Below are 18,758 nucleotides of genomic sequence, written 5' to 3'. Positions count from 1 at the left end.
GCGGCTCCGATCAATCTCTCTCATCCTCAGTCGAGGCCATCCTCGCGCAGATAACGGGCGTCTCCCGCCACGGTTTCCACGGTGATCCTGGCGAGTGCCTGGTACAGCGGCTCCCTCGCTTGGCTTTCCAGGGCGCGGCAATAATCGGGAACCCAGCCCATCAGGTGGCGTTCGACGAAATCGGCCTGACGTTCCCGCGCCCACCAAGCCTCGTCCTTCCGCCCTGCCTCCCGGGCATCGCCCTCGCCATTGGCCAGAGCGGCGACGAAGCGCAGTTCCTCGGCCAGATGGTCCGGCGGACCCCAGCGCCCCTCGGGCTGGAAGCCGGCCTCCCCATAGGCCCGCATGGCGGCGGCGGCGGCCTCGCCCATCATGCGCCCTTCGCGCCACAGGGATTCATACGGGGGCGGGGGGCCATACCCCTCGCGCAGACCTCCGAACAGCCGGATGTGCTCGACCGCCAAGCGATCCGCCAATTCGGCTGGGGACTCGCTCCGTAAGGTAGCGACGATTTCGCCGGCCGGTCCATCCGACTGGACGTCCAGGGCCGTCAGCCGGACCAGTTGGTTGGCTTCCGGCGGGCCGGCGAACAGGGAGGCCAGGAACCAGTAGGCCTCGGCCCGCTGCCGGCTTTCCGGGGACCGTTCCGCCCCCATCACTTCACCGTCGCTTCGTAGAATTGGGTAGCCATGTTGTCCTTGCCGCGATGGCAGCCCAGGCAAGTTCCGCGATCCACGGCACCGGGGTAGGCGGCTAGGGGGAATTCCTCGCGGCGCAGGAACTGGACGTTCTCGGGGAACTTCACTCCGGCATGGCAGGTCTGGCAGCCGATGGCCATGTACTTGGTGTGGATGCTGTGGAAGCGGCTCCCCACTTCCAGATTGTACTTGTCGCCGGGATTAATGTCCCCCTCGCGCAGCTTGACCGCCAGGATGCCGGCGCCTTCCGGCTTGGGCGGCGCGGCCTCCTGGGCGAAGGCCGTGGAGAGGGAAAGCACGAAGGCGGCGAGCAGAACCAGAGTTCTCATCACACTTCTCCCGCTTCCAGCACGTAGTAGACTTGAGGCCGGGTACCGTAATCCCGCTTGATCTGGGCCGCCTTGCGCGCGCCGATCTGGCGGGCGACGTTGGAGTTCGGGTCCTCGATGTCCCCAAAGACGCGGGCGTCCACGGGGCAGACGATGTCGCAGGCCGGCGTGAATTCCGGGTCCTTGCCGATGCGATCGGCCTTGCCCGCCTGGATCGCCTTTTCCAGCTTGTGCCAGCAGAAGGTACATTTCTCCGCGACATTGGGTTTCTTGCGGTGGGTGGGATGGCGCCCTTCCGCGGGCAATGCCTCGGGCGGGGTCGGCCCCTGTCCGGGATAGAGGGCTCCCAGCTTGGCGCCGTTGACCTGGGGCACGCCGTAGGGACAGACGGCCGCGCAGTAGCCGCATCCGGAACACTTCTCGTAATCGATCAGCACCACGCCCTGGGCATTCTTGGAGATGGCCTTGAAGCCGGCCTTGTCGCAGGCCAGCTTGCAAGACGGATTCTCGCAGTGCATGCAGTTCATGGTGACGAAGGTGCGGTAGACGTTGGGGAACGTCCCGCCCTCGGACTCGATCATCACGTTCCAGGGCGCCCCCGGCGTGAAGTGGTTTTCCACCGCGCAGGCGGCCACGCAGGCCCGGCATCCCATGCAGCGCTTGGTATCGATCACCCGAACCAGCTTCATGACCGTGGCCCCCCTATGCCTTCGTGACGTTGCACTTGGTGTCGTTGAAGGAGTTCATGCCCGAGATGAGGTCGGGGTGAAGCTCCAGGATGCGGTTCACGTCGATACCCTTGCGGGAATACTCGGGCCAGCCGGCGATGGCATGGCCGTAATGGTAGGAGATGCCGATGGTGTCGGGACGGATGCCCTCGGTGAGCTTGCACTTTCCCGTCACCTTGCCGATGCGGCTTTCGACCGTGACCATGTCGCCGTCCTTGATGCCCAGCTTGGCCGCCGCCGAGCCGTTCATCATGACGTGATTCTCCTGGGTATCCTTGCCCAGGGCGAAGTTCAGGATCGGATTGGTGTTCGAACAAGCCGTCTGGTTGCGGTACATCCGCTTGAAGGTGATCAGGTAGAAGGGCAGATGGCCCGCCTCCCGATGCGGTACCGGGAAGGCGTGATCCTTCAGGGGGAAAGGCGAATAGGCGATCAGGTAACGCTCCAGGTCGATATTCTTGATGCCTTCCTTCTCGACCGTTTTCTTCAGCTTGGCGAAGGTGCCGACCATAGAATCGGCATAGAACTGCATCTTCGGCTTGCCGGGCCCCTTGAACTTGTCCTCGATGCCCTTGGTGTAGACATCGGCAGGCTTTTGCTGCCCGCCGACGAAACCGTCCTTCAGAGCGACTTCGAAGGGCTTGCCCTTCGTGGCGTTCAGCCAGAGGACCTCGACGGATTCCTTGGGCGTGTAGTCGCGACCCTTCTGGAAGGTATGTTCCTTGAGCTTCCAGGTTTCGTTGATGGCGTCCACGTACTTGTCCCGGAGGTCCAGGCGCTTGGCCAGTTCCCAGAGGATGGTGAAGCCGTCGTGCTTCAGGTTGTAGGCATTGACCACCGGCTGGCGGATACCCGTGTGCTTGGCGTGCGGATTGGCACGGACCGGGGCGAAGTGCCAGGATTCCAGGTAGTTGAGGTCCGGCAGGATGATGTCGGACATCCAGGCCGTCTCGCTCATGTGCACTTCGATGGTGACGTTGAAGGTCTTTTCCAGGGAGCGGTACTGGACGTCGGTATCCGACGTCGATGCCGGCCGGTTGGTCGCATAGAAGATCTGCATCTCCGGTTCGTACTTGAGGCCGTAGGCCTTCGGATCGAGAACCGTCAGGGCGACCTGCTGGCAGACGTCGTGATGGCCGTTGGGGAAGTAGACGCTCTTGGCCAGGTCCACCCGCTTCGGCGGGTATTCGCACTTGGAGGGTTCCATGTAGGCCGGGCTGTTGAACACCCGGCCCAATTTGTGGCCGCCGATGGCATCGGGAATGCCAAGGATCATCTGCAGCATCAGGGCGGAACGCCAAGTCTGCACACCGTGCTCGCGCGCCGACATGCCGCGCCAGGTGTGCAGGGAGACCGGACGGTAGCGGTGGCTGAAATCACCCAGATTGGTGGTGGTGCCAAGGCGGATTTCGCGGGCGATCATGGCCGCCAGCTCGCGGATGGTCTCGGCCGGAACACCAGCGATCTCGCCCGCCGCCTCGGGCGTCATGTCCTTCAAGCTGTCGGCGTAGACGTCGAAACCGGTCCGGACCGGCTTGCCGTCCACGGTGAAGGCGCCGCGCAGGGCCGGCGTCACACCCTCGGTGAAGGGCTTGGCGGATTTGCTGGCGGTATCCCAGACCAGGGGCTTGCCCTCGCCGTCGCGCAACACCAGACCGTCGGCCCCCACCAGTTGCGGAGCGTTGGTGTAGGTGACGAGGAACGGCTCGTCCACCTTGCCGTCGTCGATCAGCAGCTTGGTCAGCGCCAGCACCAGGACCACGTCCTTGCCGGGACGGATGGGAATCCACATGTCGGCCTTGGCGGCGGGATGGGACAGGCGCGGTTCCACCACCACCACCTTCATGCCGCGCTCCTTGGCGCGGGTGACGGCATGGTCCATCCAGCGGGCGAACTGCTCCGCCTCGAAGTAGTTGGAGCCGAACACCACGAACAGGTTGCAATTCTCGATGTCCGGCAGGAAGCCGTGATAGCCCCAGGTGATGTCGTCCGCCACGTGGCGAGCCGACTCGCAGGTGGTGGTGCGATGGATGACGTTGGGCGTGCCGAAGGCCTTGCAGAAGGCCTTGGGGAAATTGTCGCCGATCAGGTATTTGCCGTGGCCGTGCTGCCAGATCAGCTTGGAGGGATTGTCGGCCTTGATCTTGGCCAGGCGCTCCGTGATCGTGTTGAAGGCCTCGTCCCAGGAGATTTCCACCCACTTCGGGTCCTCGTTCAGGCCCTTCTTGGGATTGGTCCGCTTGAGGGGGGTCTTGACCCGGTACGGATTGTAAGCAGTGAAGGCGCCGGCCACGCCCTTGGGACAGATGCCGTGGTTATAGATATCCCGCCGCGCGGCGTCGGGCTGGATCGCCTGGATGACGCCTCCCGCCTTCTTCACCTCCAGGGCGCAGAAGTTGACGCAGTGGACGCAGACGGTCTTGACGGACTCTTCGATGACGGGGCCCGGCGCCGCCACTCCGACCTTGGGAAAGGCCGGTACGATTCCGGCCCCCGAAGCGACGGCGGCCAATGAGCCCATTCCCTTGAGAAAATCCCGGCGTGTCGAGAACATCTTCGGCGCTCCCCTCCCATGGGCCATGTTTGGGAGAGGGTACCCCAGGGAAACATGAAAAGTCCACACGATTAACATGGGTAATAGATTATAAATACATCATGAAGACGTCATTAAGGCGAGTTCAAGGACCGCCATTCCCTTGCGGGCGCCAGAACTGCCTTTGGCTTCCGGTAGTACCGTGAATTGAAGGTCCAGCAAGCCGAAAGGGGCTAGGCCCTTCGGCCTAACCCATTGAATCTAATGGCGCACCCGGCGAGATTCGAACTCACGACCTCTGCCTTCGGAGGGCAGCGCTCTATCCAGCTGAGCTACGGGTGCCAAGTCCATCGAGGACGACGGCAAGTTAGCGGAAACCTGTCGACGATGCAAAGGGGAAACCCCGCTTTCCCCCGGCGTGCTCCGGTCACCACCATGTGATTGGCGGCCATCTCCGGTCCCTGCCACCTTGGAGGCATGGGAACGCGAACCGAGATCATCGTTGCCGCGCTGCTGCTCATGCCGTGGAGTCCCTTGTCCGGACTGCGCGCTGAAGAACGTTCGGCTACGGTGGTGGAACTCTTCACCTCCCAGGGCTGTTCCTCCTGTCCGCCTGCCGACGCCTACCTCTCCGAATTGGCCGGCCGTCCCGAGGTCCTCGCCCTCTCCTTTCACGTCGACTATTGGGACTACTTGGGATGGAAGGACCCCTACGCGACACCCGACAACACCCATCGACAAAGGAACTACGCGAAACTCTTCAATCTGCCCTATGTCTATACCCCGCAAATGGTGGTGGCGGGGGCCGTGCAGACGGCCGGAACCGACCGGACGACGGTTGACGAGGCTCTTCTCCGGCGCCGTGAGCGGGAAGCCCGGTCGCCGGCGGTGGAATTGCGTCGCCAGGGACCCGAAGAGGTCATCGCCCGGCTTCCCGCGCTGACGGGAAGCGGTGCCGGCTGGGATCTCTGGCTGGTCGCCTACGACGACGAACACCTTACCCAGGTCCGACGCGGCGAAAATCAGGGGCGGACGATCCGCAACCGCAACGTGGTTCGGGGGGTGGATTTCCTGGGAAGCTGGGAGGGTGGCGCGGGCGAGCGCCGAATCGTGTCGCCGAGGTCTCCCTCGGCAGGGCTGGCGCTTCTGGTCCAGGATCGGGAGACCGGCCGTATCGAGGCCGTCGGCCGCCTTGACCCAGTCACGAAGCCGTGATCCCGGAAAACTAATTCCCGGAGGCGGTTGCCATCCCTTCGTCGGGCCCCATATCGGGAAGGCGGGCCCTCGCGGCGCCATGAATTGGGACAGGGACAGGGAAGGACAACAAGATGGCTTACGGAACCCCGGAGTATCTGCTGTGCCGTGCGGGCCGCGAGCCGGCCCTGGACGACCTGTTGCGCGATCCGACCACCCATGCCGTGATGGCAAGCGATCACGTTCAGCGAGACGCTCTGCATGAGATGCTGTTGGCGGTCCGGGCGGGGCTGATGGCCAAACAGGACGAGGTCCGGGCCCTGGTCTAGAACCCGGAAAAAGGAATGACCAAGGGGCCCGGTCAGCATGCCCGAGACGGCCGCCTCGACGGCGGCCTGGGGCCCGGCCTCAATCCGCGAAGGGATCGCGGACCAGGATGGTGTCGTCCCGTTCCGGGCTGGTGGAAAGCAGGGCGACCGGAGCTTCGATCAGTTCCTCGATGCGCCGCACGTACTTGATGGCGGTGGCCGGCAGGTCGGCCCAGGAGCGTGCGCCCTGGGTGCTTTCGGACCAGCCGTCCATGGTCTCGTAGACAGGCTCGATTCGCGCCTGCTGGGCGCTGGAGGCCGGCAGATGGTCCAGCATCCTGCCGTCCAGCTTGTAGCCGACGCAGACCTTTAGTTCCGTGAAGCCGTCCAGCACGTCCATCTTGGTCAGCGCGATGCCGTGGATGCCGTTGATCTTCACCGACTGGCGCACCTGGATGGCGTCGAACCAGCCGCAGCGGCGCGGACGGCCGGTGACGGTGCCGAACTCGCGACCGCGTTCGCCGATGCGCTTGCCCACGTCGTCGAACAGTTCGGTGGGAAAGGGGCCGCCGCCGACGCGGGTCGTGTAGGCCTTGGTGATGCCCAGCACGTACTTGGCGGCGCCGGGGCCCTGGCCCGAACCGGTCGCCGCGTTGGCCGCCACCGTGTTGGACGAGGTGACGTAAGGGTAGGTGCCGTGGTCGATGTCCAGCATGGTGCCCTGGGCGCCCTCGAACAGGATGCGCTTGCCGGCCTTGCGGGCATCGTCCAGGGTCTTCCATACGCAGCCCACATAGGGCAGGACTTCGGGGGCAATGGCCTTGATCTCGGCGATCAGCTTGTCGCGATCCAGTTCCGCCATGCCCATGCCGCGCAGCAGGGCGTTGTGGTGGAACAGCAGCTTGTCGACCTTTTCCGCCAGAAGTTCCGGTTCCGCCAAGTCGCCGGCGCGGATGGCACGCCGGCCCACCTTGTCCTCGTAGGCCGGGCCGATGCCGCGCCCGGTTGTCCCGATCTTGGCCTTGCCGGCGGCTTCTTCCCGCGCATTGTCCAGATGGGCGTGGACGGAAGGCAGGATCAGCGTGGTGTTTTCGGCGATCTGCAGATTGTCCGGCGAAACCGTGACGCCCTGGCCGCGCAGGATGCCGATTTCCTTGGTCAGGGCCCAAGGGTCCATGACGACGCCGTTGCCGATGATCGAAAGCTTGCCGCCGCGCACGATGCCCGACGGCAACAGGCTCAGCTTGTAGGTGATGCCGTTGATGACCAGGGTATGGCCGGCGTTGTGGCCGCCCTGGAAGCGCACCACCACATCGGCCCGTTCCGACAGCCAGTCGACGATCTTGCCCTTGCCCTCGTCGCCCCACTGGGCGCCCACCACCACGACGTTGGTCATCCCCTTCGCGTCCTTCCTTGCTGGATCAGAGTTCCGTGACTTTGCCATCTTTCCATAGATGGCTGCAATTCATCAGGCGGGCCTCGGCGGCGGCGTCCCGGCCGGCGTCCAGGCCGGCCACCGTGGTCCAGCCCTCGTCCCTGAGCCGCCGCCCGTCCGCGCCCGGCGTGCCGGCCGGCAGGAAGATGGCATGGCGATCCGACGGGGCGGGCAGGGACTGCAGGACTGGGTCCATGAACAGGGTGACGCCGGTCGCCGCTTCTGCCCGTCCGACCCCCACGCCGGCCCGATAGCGCCCGCCACGCCCCAGTTCGCCCGTCACACCGCGGGCGAACAGGGTGAAGCTGACGCCGGCGTGGTATTCGAAACCCCGGTTTTCCACGGCATCGACGGTCAGGTTCAGGTCGGGGGCCTCGCGGCGCACCCGGCGGGCCACTTCGACAAGGGCCTCCCGCTCGGTGGCGGCGGCCGGCGGCAGATCGAGGTCCTCCAGTACGGCCAGGGCCTTGTCGGCCGCTCCCGAGGCGGCCAGCAGGGCCGAAAGGACCGCGGCCAAGCGCTCGCCCAGAACGTCGGCCTGCCCGGCAAGGGCCGCGGCGTCCTTGCGATCCAGGGCGGCGCGGGCGTTCGCCAAGGCATCGCCCTCCAGACCGGCCAGCAGGGCGCCCACCAGAGGCGGCATGCCGAGATCGACGCTCAGGCCGGCCACGCCCAGCTCTATCAGGGACTCGACTGCCATCAGGATGACCTCGATGTCTCCCTCCGGGGCCGAAGCGCCGATCAGTTCCACGCCGGCTTGGTCGAACTGGCGTTCCGGGTTCGACTGGGAACCCTTGACCCGCAGCACCGGCCCGGCGTAGCTGAGCCGCAGGGGGCGCGGGGCCTTCTTCAGACGGGTGGTGGCGATGCGGGCCACCTGGAGCGTCATGTCGGGCCGGAGCGCCATCATGCGCCGCGACACCGGGTCCATGAGCCGGAAGGCATGCTTGGCCATGGCTTGGCCGTTGCCGGCGAACAGGCTTTCCTCGAATTCCATCAGGGGCGGACGCACCCGCTGGTAGCCGCGCGCCGCGAAGGACCGCATCAGGCGCGCCACGGCCTGGGCCTCGAAGGCGGCCTCCGGGGCCAGCGCATCGTTCAGGCCGGCCGGCAGCAGGGCGATTTCGGCAAGATCGCTCATGGTCACTCGATGGGGCGGCGAACGCCACCTACCTTCAAGAGGTCAAGGAATGGTGATGGCTTGGCGGCGGACCGTGCGGCCGATGTTGTCGACCAGAGGACCGATCATGGGCTTGCTGGCGGCGACCGACGATCCCAGGCGGGTTTCCGCGGTGGCCCAGCCCTGCCAGAGGCGCTGCCCCTTTTCCTCCAGCGTCAGGTCGAGCCGGTAACGGTCCGGAGTCACAACCCGGGTGCCGCCCTGGCCTTCATTGAACAGGCCGCCGGCTTGGCTGTCGAAGACGTTGATGCGGGCGCGCTGAGTGTCCCCGCCGATGCCGCCGCCGGAAGCCTGCAGTTCCAGCAAGGTGCGGCGGCCGCCGTCCGACCAGGAACCGGCTTCGTCGCGCGTCTCGAAGACGAGAACCAGGGGAGCATCCTTGACCACCGTGTAGCCCTTGGCCTGCAGCACCCTCACCAGTTCGGCTTGCAGAACCAGGTTCTCGTCCGAATTATCCATCGGGCGGACACTGACGGTCCGGCTTTCGGGCACGGGCTTATAAACCATGGCATTCAAGGTCCCCTGTCCCACTTCCTGGGCGAAGGCGAAGGGCGAGGCCAGAAGCAGGGCCGCCATGGCGGCGGGCAAGAGCGGTGGAGATAGTCTGGCCGGATGATGGGCCCGTGCGCCGGCCCTGTCAACAGAGGCGCGATGGCCCTGCAGCGCCTTGCCGCCGTGGTTTCCCCCCGGCCTTCCCTTTGCTAAGCTGACGACGGGCTGCCGGTAGGGGGTGGGTCAGCCGTGGTTTCCCCCCGGCCTTCCCTTTGCTAAGCTGAAGCCATCACTTCCCATCCTTCCAGGCCGGCCGTGGTTTCCCCCCGGCCTTCCCTTTGCTAAGCTCCGCAGTATCGAATGGCTCGGGACAAGTTGGCCGTGGTTTCCCCCCGGCCTTCCCTTTGCTAAGCTAACACGGCCTGCAAGGGCATCCTCCGCCGCGCCGTGGTTTCCCCCCGGCCTTCCCTTTGCTAAGCTTATGACCGACGCGACGATGGGCGGCAGCGGGCCGTGGTTTCCCCCCGGCCTTCCCTTTGCTAAGCTCCGGTCGACATGATCGGGCTGGTGATTTCGGCCGTGGTTTCCCCCCGGCCTTCCCTTTGCTAAGCTGCAAGCTTGCTTCGGCCGAGATCACCATCAGCCGTGGTTTCCCCCCGGCCTTCCCTTTGCTAAGCTCGGTGTCGGTGGCCCCGTTGGTGCCATCGAGCCGTGGTTTCCCCCCGGCCTTCCCTTTGCTAAGCTGGACGCCGGCATTTCCGCTCAATGATCAGGGCCGTGGTTTCCCCCCGGCCTTCCCTTTGCTAAGCTCGCGGCGGAGGATGCCCTTGCAGGCTGTGTGCCGTGGTTTCCCCCCGGCCTTCCCTTTGCTAAGCTGCCGGGGTTGCGGGCCCTGTGCGTCCGCGAGCCGTGGTTTCCCCCCGGCCTTCCCTTTGCTAAGCTCGGCGCCGACGATCTGTGGCCCGCGCCATGGCCGTGGTTTCCCCCCGGCCTTCCCTTTGCTAAGCTACGGGGTCGTGGTAGGGCTTGAGGCGCAGGGCCGTGGTTTCCCCCCGGCCTTCCCTTTGCTAAGCTCCGCGTCCCCGCCGGGAGGTTCGGCCATGCGCCGTGGTTTCCCCCCGGCCTTCCCTTTGCTAAGCTGAACACAAGGCCGAAGGGGGGAGGAGCCAGGCCGTGGTTTCCCCCCGGCCTTCCCTTTGCTAAGCTCAAGCCAAGCTGCAAGGTATCGTCCAAACCGCCGTGGTTTCCCCCCGGCCTTCCCTTTGCTAAGCTATGAGGGTTTCCCGCGTCTCCTCGCGCTGCGCCGTGGTTTCCCCCCGGCCTTCCCTTTGCTAAGCTCTGATCCTCGCCCACCGTACAGCCCTTTGTGCCGTGGTTTCCCCCCGGCCTTCCCTTTGCTAAGCTATACCAGTAGACGGCCCCGTTACGGCCGCGGCCGTGGTTTCCCCCCGGCCTTCCCTTTGCTAAGCTCATTGCCTAGCGGGGCGCCGATCCCCGCCCGCCGTGGTTTCCCCCCGGCCTTCCCTTTGCTAAGCTATGACGGCGTGATAGCCGCGCCCGAAGTGAGCCGTGGTTTCCCCCCGGCCTTCCCTTTGCTAAGCTGCCACCACCGTCACTTGGGCGGCGACCCGCGCCGTGGTTTCCCCCCGGCCTTCCCTTTGCTAAGCTTGCGGGCCATGCCATGTTCGACCTGTTCGAGCCGTGGTTTCCCCCCGGCCTTCCCTTTGCTAAGCTCATTGGCGCCCTCACCGTCCGCCGTGGTTTCCCCCCGGCCTTCCCTTTGCTAAGCTCTTACCAACGACACGGTCAATTGGGACGGGGCCGTGGTTTCCCCCCGGCCTTCCCTTTGCTAAGCTCGTCGATCACGTGTTCCCAATACCAGGACGGCCGTGGTTTCCCCCCGGCCTTCCCTTTGCTAAGCTCCGGGACGGAAACGATGCTGATCTCCAACGGCCGTGGTTTCCCCCCGGCCTTCCCTTTGCTAAGCTGTCGACCCTGGCATGGATCGACGAATGAAGGCCGTGGTTTCCCCCCGGCCTTCCCTTTGCTAAGCTTGGGGTTAGTTGGCCGTCACGAGGCCGAGCGCCGTGGTTTCCCCCCGGCCTTCCCTTTGCTAAGCTCCGGCGATGCGGGCCGCGCCTTTTGCGTCCGCCGTGGTTTCCCCCCGGCCTTCCCTTTGCTAAGCTTTCTACGCCCTGCGCCATTCGGAGATGCCCGCCGTGGTTTCCCCCCGGCCTTCCCTTTGCTAAGCTGACCTGATCGGCGGCCCCTTGACCATCTCGGCCGTGGTTTCCCCCCGGCCTTCCCTTTGCTAAGCTGATGACATCTCTGCGGCCCTGACGCAATCTGCCGTGGTTTCCCCCCGGCCTTCCCTTTGCTAAGCTCTCGAATACGAGCAGCGCATCGGTCATCTGGCCGTGGTTTCCCCCCGGCCTTCCCTTTGGCCGTGGTTTCCCCCCGGCCTTCCCTTTGCTAAGCTCCTTTCTCTATAACCCCCTGAGAAACCGGATATAACCGGTCTCAGGGGGAATTTTTCTCGAGGGGTGGAGCTTCACAACAGCAGCAACTGATCCCCGGCTGGTTTCTCGTGTGCTTTCTTCTCGCCCAGCAGGGTCTTCATGCGGGCGTACTGGCGTTCGGTGACGATGAGGGCGCGCACGCTACCCTTCCTCGGCATGTTGCGGGTCAGCCGGGCCATGTGCTTGTCGGCGCCATCCTGGTCTCGGACCACCCGGACGTAGACCGAGTACTGCAGCATGTTGAATCCATCGCCCAGCAGGTAGTTGCGGAAGCGGGTGGCGGCGCGCCGCTCCTCCTTCATCTTCACCGGAAGGTCGAAGAAACAGAACAGCCACATGAAGCGGGCCTCCTCGACGCTCACGGAACCACCGGCTCCGGCAGGGGCAGCAGGGCCGGGTTCTTGCGCCGGAAGGCCGCCGCCAGGCCGTCCGCCATGCGTTCGATGCCGGTGACGACCGATGTCGTTTCGTCACCGAAGCGGGCCTCCGCGACCAACAGGCGAGCCAGTTCGCGCCGGTCGGCGACCGTCAGATCCTCCCCTTCGTCCGCGCGCCGTTCCAGGTGGCGGACCACATGCAAGTCGGCCAAAGGGCGCCAGGGCTCGATCAGGTCGTCGGCGAGGTTGAAGGCGTTGCCGACGCCGTCGTGATGGATGCCCAGCGCCGGGTGGAAGCCCTGCGCCGCCAGGCCGCGGGCGATGCCGGCCCGCAAGATGGCGTAGGCGTAGTTCAGCATGGAATTGCGCGGATCGCCGTCCTGAGGCTGGCGGCGGAAGTCGTCGAACAGGCCGCCGAAGTGGTCGCGGGCGGCCCGGGCTTCCACGTTGTCGGGATCGCCCGGTTGGACCCGTTCCGCCATGGCCCGGAAGGCCCGTCCCGCCCCGTCGCCCTTCACCGCTTCCAGCACGCGGCCCTGGTTGAGAATCTTGGCGCGGATCAGACGTTGCCAGAGCTTTCCCTTGAGCCCCTCAGGCGCCGCCAGTTGCAGGCGCAAGGATTCGGTCTGGCGATGGTGTCCTTGCAGGGGCAACAAGGCACCCGTGGGAAGGTGGCTGCCGTCACAGGCGACAAGCAGCACCTTCTCTTCCGCAAAGCGGGCCAGCAGGGCGCCGGTCAAGCTCACCCGCTGGGTGTCGAGCACCAGGTAGGAGATGTCCTCGAAGGCCAGGCGGATCGCCCCGTCCTCGCTGTCCACCAGGCAACAGCCGCCGTCCAGGGACAGGGCGGCCGGCCGGGTCAGGACCACACCGCGCCACGCCATATCCGGGGCTCCTTCTCGATTTCGTGCAGGCGGCCGAAGCGGTCGACGTGGAACTTCTTGAATTCGGCGAGGAGCCGGGTTCCAGGACGGGCCGGCTTTCCGTTTCCGTCATGGGGGCGAAGCGTCAAGCCTCCCGTGGCCCGGTCGACCCCAACGTAGTATCCCTCGAAGACCTCGCCCGTCCTGTTGCGAGCTTTGACATAGGCATCCGGATGCAGGCTGAAGTGGAAGACATGGGCTTTGTCCAGCGTCTCCCACTGGTCTTCCGGTTTGGCGGCGACGATCGCCCGCATGGGCGGTTCCGCCATCGTGGCGACCTGCCAGGCGTAGACCGGCACCAGGTAGTATTTCCCGCCCTTCTCGAAGACGTCGGTGCGGACCAGGGAATCCATGTCCACATGGACCTGGGCATCGCCGCGCGGGATCTTGATGCCGCTCTGGGCCTTCTTGCGTTCCAGCCGCACCCGGCGCAGTACCGGGCCGTTGACCCCCGGCATGCGCGGCGGATCGTCCTTGAACAGCTTTTCCGGCTTGACCTTGAGGTCGGCGGCCTTGGCCAGCCAGGCGGTCAGGACTTCCCGCAGGGGCCGGATGCGTTCCGGATCGCCCTTGAGCCGATCCAGGTCCTCCGGCTTCAGGTCGACCACCGCAACCCGCTCATACTGGACTTCCTGGCCATCGTCATTCCGAGAGAATCCGTAATGGGTCGCGTTGTGAAAGCCACCCCGCCCGCGCCGCGTCTCCGAGCGCGAGACGAAGACGCCTTCGGCGGCGGCCTTGACCATCTGGCGGAAGCGTTCCTTGTTTTCCTTCCCCGCGCCCAGCGGCGTAGGCAGCCGGGCCGTCACCTTGCCGTAGCGGATTTCCTCGCTGACCTGGGCCAGCTTGGTCAGGTGCTGCAGCCAGGCCTCGCTGATGCAGGCCAGCACGATGGCATCCAGGGCGTGGTCGCGATCCCCCAGGATGCCGTCCGCCTTCAGGCCGTTCAGGCCCCAGGCCTTACGGGCCAAGGCGGTGACGGCGCCGGGGCGGGTGAACAGGCGGCGCTTTTCGTCCTCTTTCGTCTCCAACTGCGGGCAAAGGGTTTCGATCTCGCGTTTCAGCACCCGCATGGCGTAGCGGGTGTCGTTCATGTGCCGGGCGCGGTAGTCCTTCTCCCGGTCGGCGAAGGTCCGCATCAACAGCTTGCGGCGCTTTTCCTTGTGCATGGACTTGCAGCCGTCGACGCGGGCCTCGAACAGGGCCCAGCGTTCCGGATCGGATTCGCCGAACCATTCCCAGGCGGAGCGGTTCCTCTTTTCCTGGTTGGCCTTTGTCGTGCAGAGCACCTTGTTGCGGAACGAATCGTCGCCCGAACGCGAGTAGGGCAGGATGTGGTCCACCTGGAAGGCGTCGTCCAGGAAGCGGCCGGGCGGAATCGCTTCGTCGGTGTAGGGGCAGCGATGGTTCTGTTCGCACCACAGTTCGTAGCGTTCCATCTCCTCGCCGTTCGGTTCCTTCTTCAGAAGTTCGCGCAGCGTCTCGCGGATCTTCTCGCGTTCGGCGGTCCGTTCGTTCAGGCCCTTGGTGATCTTGTCCCGTTCCTCCGGGCTCTTGCCCAGGTCGCGGGCCATTTCCAGATGCACCAAGTCGGGCTTGAACGCAGCCATCGCGACCCTGACCTGACCCATGGCCTCGCGCACCGACTTGGCGACCACCGGGTTGTTCACCTTGTCGAGACCGCCGTCCAGGGTCTCGCGGTGATCCCAGCCTTCGCGGTTGCAGGCGTCGCTGTAGACCAGGCCTTCTTCCAGGTGGGGGCGCAGACGGCGGCAGGCGGCGGTCGACAGATGCCCGATGCCGGTGAAGCCCGACCAGGCCTTGAGCGACGCCGGTTCGGTCAGGGCCTTGACGTCCCCTTCGTCCAGGCCGGCGAGGGCGAGCCTTTCGCGGAGGCAATCCAGGTCGTCGACGAAGCGCAGAATCCCGGCCGCCGCGTCCAGGGTCTCCGGCGACAGGGCGGAGAAGCGAGCCTCGCCCAGGGCATCCTTCAGGGCGATGGTCCCTTCGAACGAGGCGATCTTGCGGGTTTCGGGGTCCTTGTTCTCCTTTTCCTTCACCACCCCTTCGAAGCGGACGGCTTCGGGAAGCTTCAGCTTGCCGCGCAGGGTCTTGTAGGTGATCTCCTTGTGGCTGGCGAACAGCCCTTGGGCTTTGCGCAACTCGTCCGGCGAGAAGGCGCGCGGCCGGATGCCCGGCGCCACGAGGCGCAGGCTGTTGAGCTTGGACAGGAAGCGGAAACGTTCGAAGGACGGCGCCTGCCGGGGGGCGCGCTTCTCGCCTTTGACGAAGGCGCACTCGCCTAAGGAGTCGGTGTCATGCCGCGGCTTGCGCTGGTCGAAGGCCACCTTCAGATAGGCCGCCGCGAACCCTTCGCCGACGGCCGGATTGCCGTGGGCGGCCTGGGCGGAGAACAGCTTCGCCGTTTCCTCCTCCAGCAGCCAGCGCGGCAGCGTGTGGCTGTAGTCGCCGGAACGGTTGCGCTTGCGGTCGGCGAAGTCGGGATCGCGGGCGAGCAGCGCTCCGACGGTCGTACCGCCGACCATGCGGCCCTCCATGGCCTTGATGGCGGACAGCATCTTGCCGGAATCGCTGTTGTTGTCGCCGTGGTCGCGTTTGCTGGTCGACTTGAAGCCCCGGTGTTTCGCCAGATGGATGAGGACGCGCGCCCATTCATCGGATGTCAACTCGCGTTCCAGCCCTTCGGCCCGCAGATGCCAGACCAAGCCGGCCCGGCGGGCCGCGTCGCCCTCCGTCTCCCGGACCGGTCCGGGATCGGCGGGCAGGCCCTGCGCGGCAAGCAGGGCCCGGATTTCCTTCATGCGGCCCCGGCGGCGGCGGATCACCTTGCGCTGGCCGCGGAACTGGCGGCGCTTCTTGTTGCTCAGTTCCTTGGTCTTCGCGTCCTCGGGCACCGGAAAGCAGCGGCTTCCGGCTTCCAGGATGGCGAAGTCGCCGACGATTTCCCCGGTTTCCCGTTCGATATCGGGCAAATCCACGATCGCCCAGCCCACCGAACCGATTCCCACATCCAGACCCAGAATCCGCGACATAACCAAATCCTTTGTCATGAATAAACGCTTGCATCTTTGATGATCGTCGCTAAAATCGTCTCGCTTAGCAAGGGAAAGGCCGTGGGCGATTCCACGGTAAAATACATAGAAGGGTGACCCTCCCGGCCGCAAGGCCGGGAGGGGATCTCCTTCGGCCGGCCCCTAGAGCAATTCCGGCTTTGACGGAATTGCTCATCGCTCCGCCCGGAGGGCGGGCGGCCAGAGGCGGACTCGAGAGCCTCATCTCTCTTCTCGGAATCCGCTCCAAACGAAAAGCGGGGCCCGAAGGCCCCGCCGGATCGCCGCGATTGCGGATAAAACTCAGACTTCCTTCAGGATCACCTCGCAGGCGGCTTGGTCCAGCGCGCCGGGGTTGGGTTCCACGTGCAGGGTCTTCACCACCCCGTCTTCCACCATCATGGAAAAGCGATGGCAGCGCAGGCCCATGCCGAAGCCCGACGCGTCCAGATCCAGCCCCATGGCCTTGGTCAGGGTGCCGTTGCCGTCGGCCAGCATGCGCACCTTGCCCGCCGCGCCCTGGGCGTCGCCCCAGGCCTTCATCACGAAGGCGTCGTTGACCGCCATGCAGACGATTTCGTCGATGCCCTTGGATTTCAGGTCGCCGGCCTTGGAAACGTAGCCCGGCAGGTGCTGCTGCGAACAGGTGGGGGTGAAGGCGCCGGGGATGCCGAACATCACCACCTTGCGTCCCTTGAACACGGCGTCCGTGGAGACGTCGTTGAAGCCCTCGTCGCCCAGTTCCTTGAAGGTCCCGGACGGAATGCGATCGCCGACCTTGATCATGGCTGTACGAACCTCTTTCCGATTATTGACGAACTCCCCCGCACCGGCGAAGGCCGGGGCCGGTATCGCACTTAGATAGGGAAGGCTTGGAACGATTCCAAGCCCTCCTTGCGCTATTTCTCCGCCGCTCGCGCCAGGGCCTCCAGGACTTTGTCGCGGGTCAGCAGTTCCGGCAAGGCGAGGCCTTCGGGCAGGCCGGGCCCATAGACCGCGTTGAAAGGGATGCCATAACGCCCGAAGCGCGCCAGATAGCGGGAAATGGCCTCGTCGGGCCGCGTCCAGTCCGCCTGCATGGCGATGACGCCGGGGACCGCCAAGCGTTGGCGCACCTCGTCCTGGGACAGGACAAGGGACTTGTTGACCCGGCAGGTGATGCACCATTCGGCCGTGACGTCGACGAAGACGGTCCGGCCCTGGGCCACCAGGGCCGGGATGGCCGCCTCGTCGAAGGGCTTCCACAGCCCTTGCATGGGATCGGCGGCCTTGCCGGTTCCGCCGTTGTCCAGGCCCAAGGCGGCCGCCACCGCCAGGACGGCGCAGAGCAGGGCGATTCCGGCCGCCCGGCCGCCCAGGCTCTTTTGCCAGCGGTGGCGGACGTATAAGGCCATGCCGAGGCCCAACACCAGCACGCCTACCGCCGTGGCTCCCAGGGCTCCCACTTCGGCCGCCAGCACCGCCAGCAGCCAAAGCCCCGTGCCGGCCAGGGCGACGCCCAGCACCTGCTTGAGGATGACCATCCAGCGGCCTGGCCGGGGCATGCGGGTGGCGAGCCCGGGCGCGGTGGCCACCAGCAGGTAGGGGGCCGCCAGCCCCACCCCCAGGGCGGCGAAGACGGCGAAGATCTCCATGGACCCGCGCGCGAGGGAAAAGCCCACGGCGGTTCCCAGGAAGGGGGCCGAGCAGGGCGTGGCCAGCAGCGTCGCCAGCATGCCGGTGAGGAAATGGCCGCCCAGGCCGTGCACATGACTGGCATGCTCGCCCAGGTCGGAGACCCATTCCGGCAGGCGCAGTTCGAAGAATCCCCAGAGATTGCAGGCGAACAGGGCGACGATCACCGTCATGGCGGCCAGGAACCAGGGCTGCTGGAACTGGATGCCCCAGCCCACCGAGGCGCCCGCCCCCTTGAGCGCGGCCAAGGCGCCGGCCAGCATCAGGAAGGCGGCGACGATGCCGAGGGCGGAGGCGATGAAGCTGTAGCGCACCAGACGCCGTTCCGCGCCGCCGTGCTTGACCGCGCCCAGCAATTTCAGGGACAGCACCGGCAGTACGCAGGGCATCAGGTTGAGCACCAGCCCGCCCAACAGGGCCAGGCCCAGGATGGACAGCAGCGATGGGCCGTCTACCGTGGTCGTGCCGCCTGCCGCCACGACCGTCCGGGTCTCGGCGGAACGGTCGCCGTCCACCAGGGTGAGGATCAGGGGCGTGCCCGCCAAGGGTCCTTTCGCGCCTGAGACCTCTACCTCCAGCAGGGCGCGGGAATTGCCTTCCGTCAGGGCGACCTTGGGTGCGGAGAAGCTCAGGGACTCGGGCCCTTCCAAGTAGATATCGGGCGCCACGAAAGGCGATGTGGAACGGGCGGCGATGCGTAGCGTCCGGCCGTCGGGCGTGGCCTTCGCCGCCTCGATGGTCATGCCGGCGGCGGTGCCGTCGCCCGGCACCTGGGCCAGGAACCGCCCGATCAAAGGGGCCTGCGGGCTGGGGCGGGCCGGACCAGCCGGCAGGTCGAGGGCCACCTGGGCGGCGAAGGGCACGCAGATGTCGGCGCAGGCCAGATAGTCGACGCTTCCCTTGAGGACCAGCGGCCGTCCCGGCTCCTTCAGGGTGACATGAAGCGGCAGAACGACCTCGGTCTTGTAGCCCAGGGTCTCGATACCCAGGATGGAAAAGCGGTGGGGCGCCGGCCAGCGGACGTCGATCTCGTCGACGTTCTCCGAGCCGCTCCAGTCGGGCCGCGGCGGATAGCCGGCGTCGCCCGGCGAACGCCAATAGATCTTCCAGTCCCCGCCCAGGCGGAACTGCAGGCCCAGGGTGGCGGTACGGCCGTCGCCCACCGCCTCGGTCGCAGCGACGAGGCGGACCGCCGTCTCGCCGCCCGGAACCCAGGGCGAAACGGTATCGGCCCGCACCGGCGGGGCGGACAGCAGAAAGACCAGCAAGGCGAGAACGAGGCGCGGCATGGCGCGGA

General features: G+C 65.9%; 14 protein-coding genes, 1 tRNA gene, 1 pseudogene and 1 CRISPR repeat array. Of the genes and pseudogenes, 2 read left to right on the top strand and 14 right to left on the bottom strand.

Annotation, left to right across the window (positions count from 1 at the left end):
- Positions 1-26: 26 nt before the first annotated feature.
- The 5 genes from H7841_02710 to H7841_02690 all read right to left on the bottom strand — a co-directional run bounded on the left by H7841_02710 (position 27) and on the right by H7841_02690 (position 4,630).
- The gene (locus tag H7841_02710; GenBank protein MEO5335794.1) at positions 27-656 is read right to left on the bottom strand and encodes a molecular chaperone TorD family protein; all 630 of its coding nucleotides are present in this window, start codon (positions 654-656) and stop codon (positions 27-29) included.
- Positions 656-1,027, bottom strand: a complete 372-nt coding sequence (locus tag H7841_02705) for a hypothetical protein (GenBank protein MEO5335793.1) — start codon at positions 1,025-1,027, stop codon at positions 656-658. The genes H7841_02710 and H7841_02705 overlap by 1 nt, the downstream gene beginning before the upstream one ends.
- Complete coding sequence (locus tag H7841_02700) at positions 1,027-1,716, bottom strand: 4Fe-4S dicluster domain-containing protein (protein MEO5335792.1); 690 nt, start codon at positions 1,714-1,716, stop codon at positions 1,027-1,029. The genes H7841_02705 and H7841_02700 overlap by 1 nt, the downstream gene beginning before the upstream one ends.
- Before the next feature lie 13 nt (positions 1,717-1,729).
- Entirely contained in the window at positions 1,730-4,309 is a 2,580-nt protein-coding gene (locus tag H7841_02695; protein ID MEO5335791.1) for a molybdopterin-dependent oxidoreductase, read from the bottom strand.
- A 244-nt stretch (positions 4,310-4,553) separates the two neighbouring features.
- Positions 4,554-4,630, bottom strand: a tRNA-Arg gene (locus tag H7841_02690).
- A gap of 135 nt (positions 4,631-4,765) precedes the next feature.
- Between H7841_02690 and H7841_02685 the strand changes: the two genes are divergently transcribed.
- Both H7841_02685 and H7841_02680 read left to right on the top strand, forming a co-directional pair.
- Positions 4,766-5,503, top strand: a complete 738-nt coding sequence (locus H7841_02685; GenBank protein MEO5335790.1) for a DUF1223 domain-containing protein — start codon at positions 4,766-4,768, stop codon at positions 5,501-5,503.
- A gap of 113 nt (positions 5,504-5,616) precedes the next feature.
- Positions 5,617-5,811 carry a hypothetical protein gene (locus H7841_02680; GenBank protein ID MEO5335789.1) on the top strand — a complete coding sequence of 65 codons (195 nt, stop codon included), beginning with the start codon at positions 5,617-5,619 and terminating at the stop codon, positions 5,809-5,811.
- 79 nt (positions 5,812-5,890) lie between these two features.
- Here the strand turns inward: H7841_02680 and H7841_02675 are convergent, their stop codons facing one another.
- From H7841_02675 to H7841_02635, 9 genes and pseudogenes are all read right to left on the bottom strand, one after another.
- On the bottom strand, positions 5,891-7,186 hold the full coding sequence (locus tag H7841_02675) for an adenylosuccinate synthase (protein ID MEO5335788.1): 1,296 nt from the start codon (positions 7,184-7,186) through the stop codon (positions 5,891-5,893).
- Between the two features lie 25 nt (positions 7,187-7,211).
- On the bottom strand, positions 7,212-8,366 hold the full coding sequence (locus tag H7841_02670; protein MEO5335787.1) for an ATP phosphoribosyltransferase regulatory subunit: 1,155 nt from the start codon (positions 8,364-8,366) through the stop codon (positions 7,212-7,214).
- 42 nt (positions 8,367-8,408) lie between these two features.
- Entirely contained in the window at positions 8,409-8,912 is a 504-nt protein-coding gene (locus H7841_02665; GenBank protein MEO5335786.1) for a complement resistance protein TraT, read from the bottom strand.
- A gap of 165 nt (positions 8,913-9,077) precedes the next feature.
- A CRISPR array of direct repeats spans positions 9,078-11,347; the repeat unit is 36 nt; unit sequence GCCGTGGTTTCCCCCCGGCCTTCCCTTTGCTAAGCT.
- Positions 11,348-11,448: 101 nt separating this feature from the next.
- Positions 11,449-11,778 carry a CRISPR-associated endonuclease Cas2 gene (gene cas2 / locus H7841_02660; GenBank protein MEO5335785.1) on the bottom strand — a complete coding sequence of 110 codons (330 nt, stop codon included), beginning with the start codon at positions 11,776-11,778 and terminating at the stop codon, positions 11,449-11,451.
- Complete coding sequence (gene cas1 / locus H7841_02655; GenBank protein ID MEO5335784.1) at positions 11,775-12,677, bottom strand: type II CRISPR-associated endonuclease Cas1; 903 nt, start codon at positions 12,675-12,677, stop codon at positions 11,775-11,777. Before cas1 ends, cas2 begins: the two co-directional genes overlap by 4 nt.
- Positions 12,653-15,769, bottom strand: a complete 3,117-nt coding sequence (gene cas9, locus H7841_02650) for a type II CRISPR RNA-guided endonuclease Cas9 (protein MEO5335783.1) — start codon at positions 15,767-15,769, stop codon at positions 12,653-12,655. Before cas9 ends, cas1 begins: the two co-directional genes overlap by 25 nt.
- Positions 15,770-16,090: 321 nt before the next feature.
- The gene (locus H7841_02645; protein ID MEO5335782.1) at positions 16,091-16,573 is read right to left on the bottom strand and encodes a peroxiredoxin; all 483 of its coding nucleotides are present in this window, start codon (positions 16,571-16,573) and stop codon (positions 16,091-16,093) included.
- 113 nt (positions 16,574-16,686) lie between these two features.
- Positions 16,687-17,043: a thioredoxin family protein gene (locus tag H7841_02640; GenBank protein MEO5335781.1), complete on the bottom strand. Its 357-nt coding sequence runs from the start codon at positions 17,041-17,043 to the stop codon at positions 16,687-16,689.
- Positions 17,044-17,310: 267 nt separating this feature from the next.
- Positions 17,311-18,750: pseudogene (locus H7841_02635) on the bottom strand (hypothetical protein).
- Positions 18,751-18,758 lie beyond the last annotated feature (8 nt).

This window comes from Magnetospirillum sp. WYHS-4 (assembly GCA_039908345.1).
Classification (GTDB): Bacteria; Pseudomonadota; Alphaproteobacteria; order Rhodospirillales; family GLO-3; genus JAMOBD01.
This window is presented reverse-complemented; position numbering and strand designations above follow the sequence as displayed.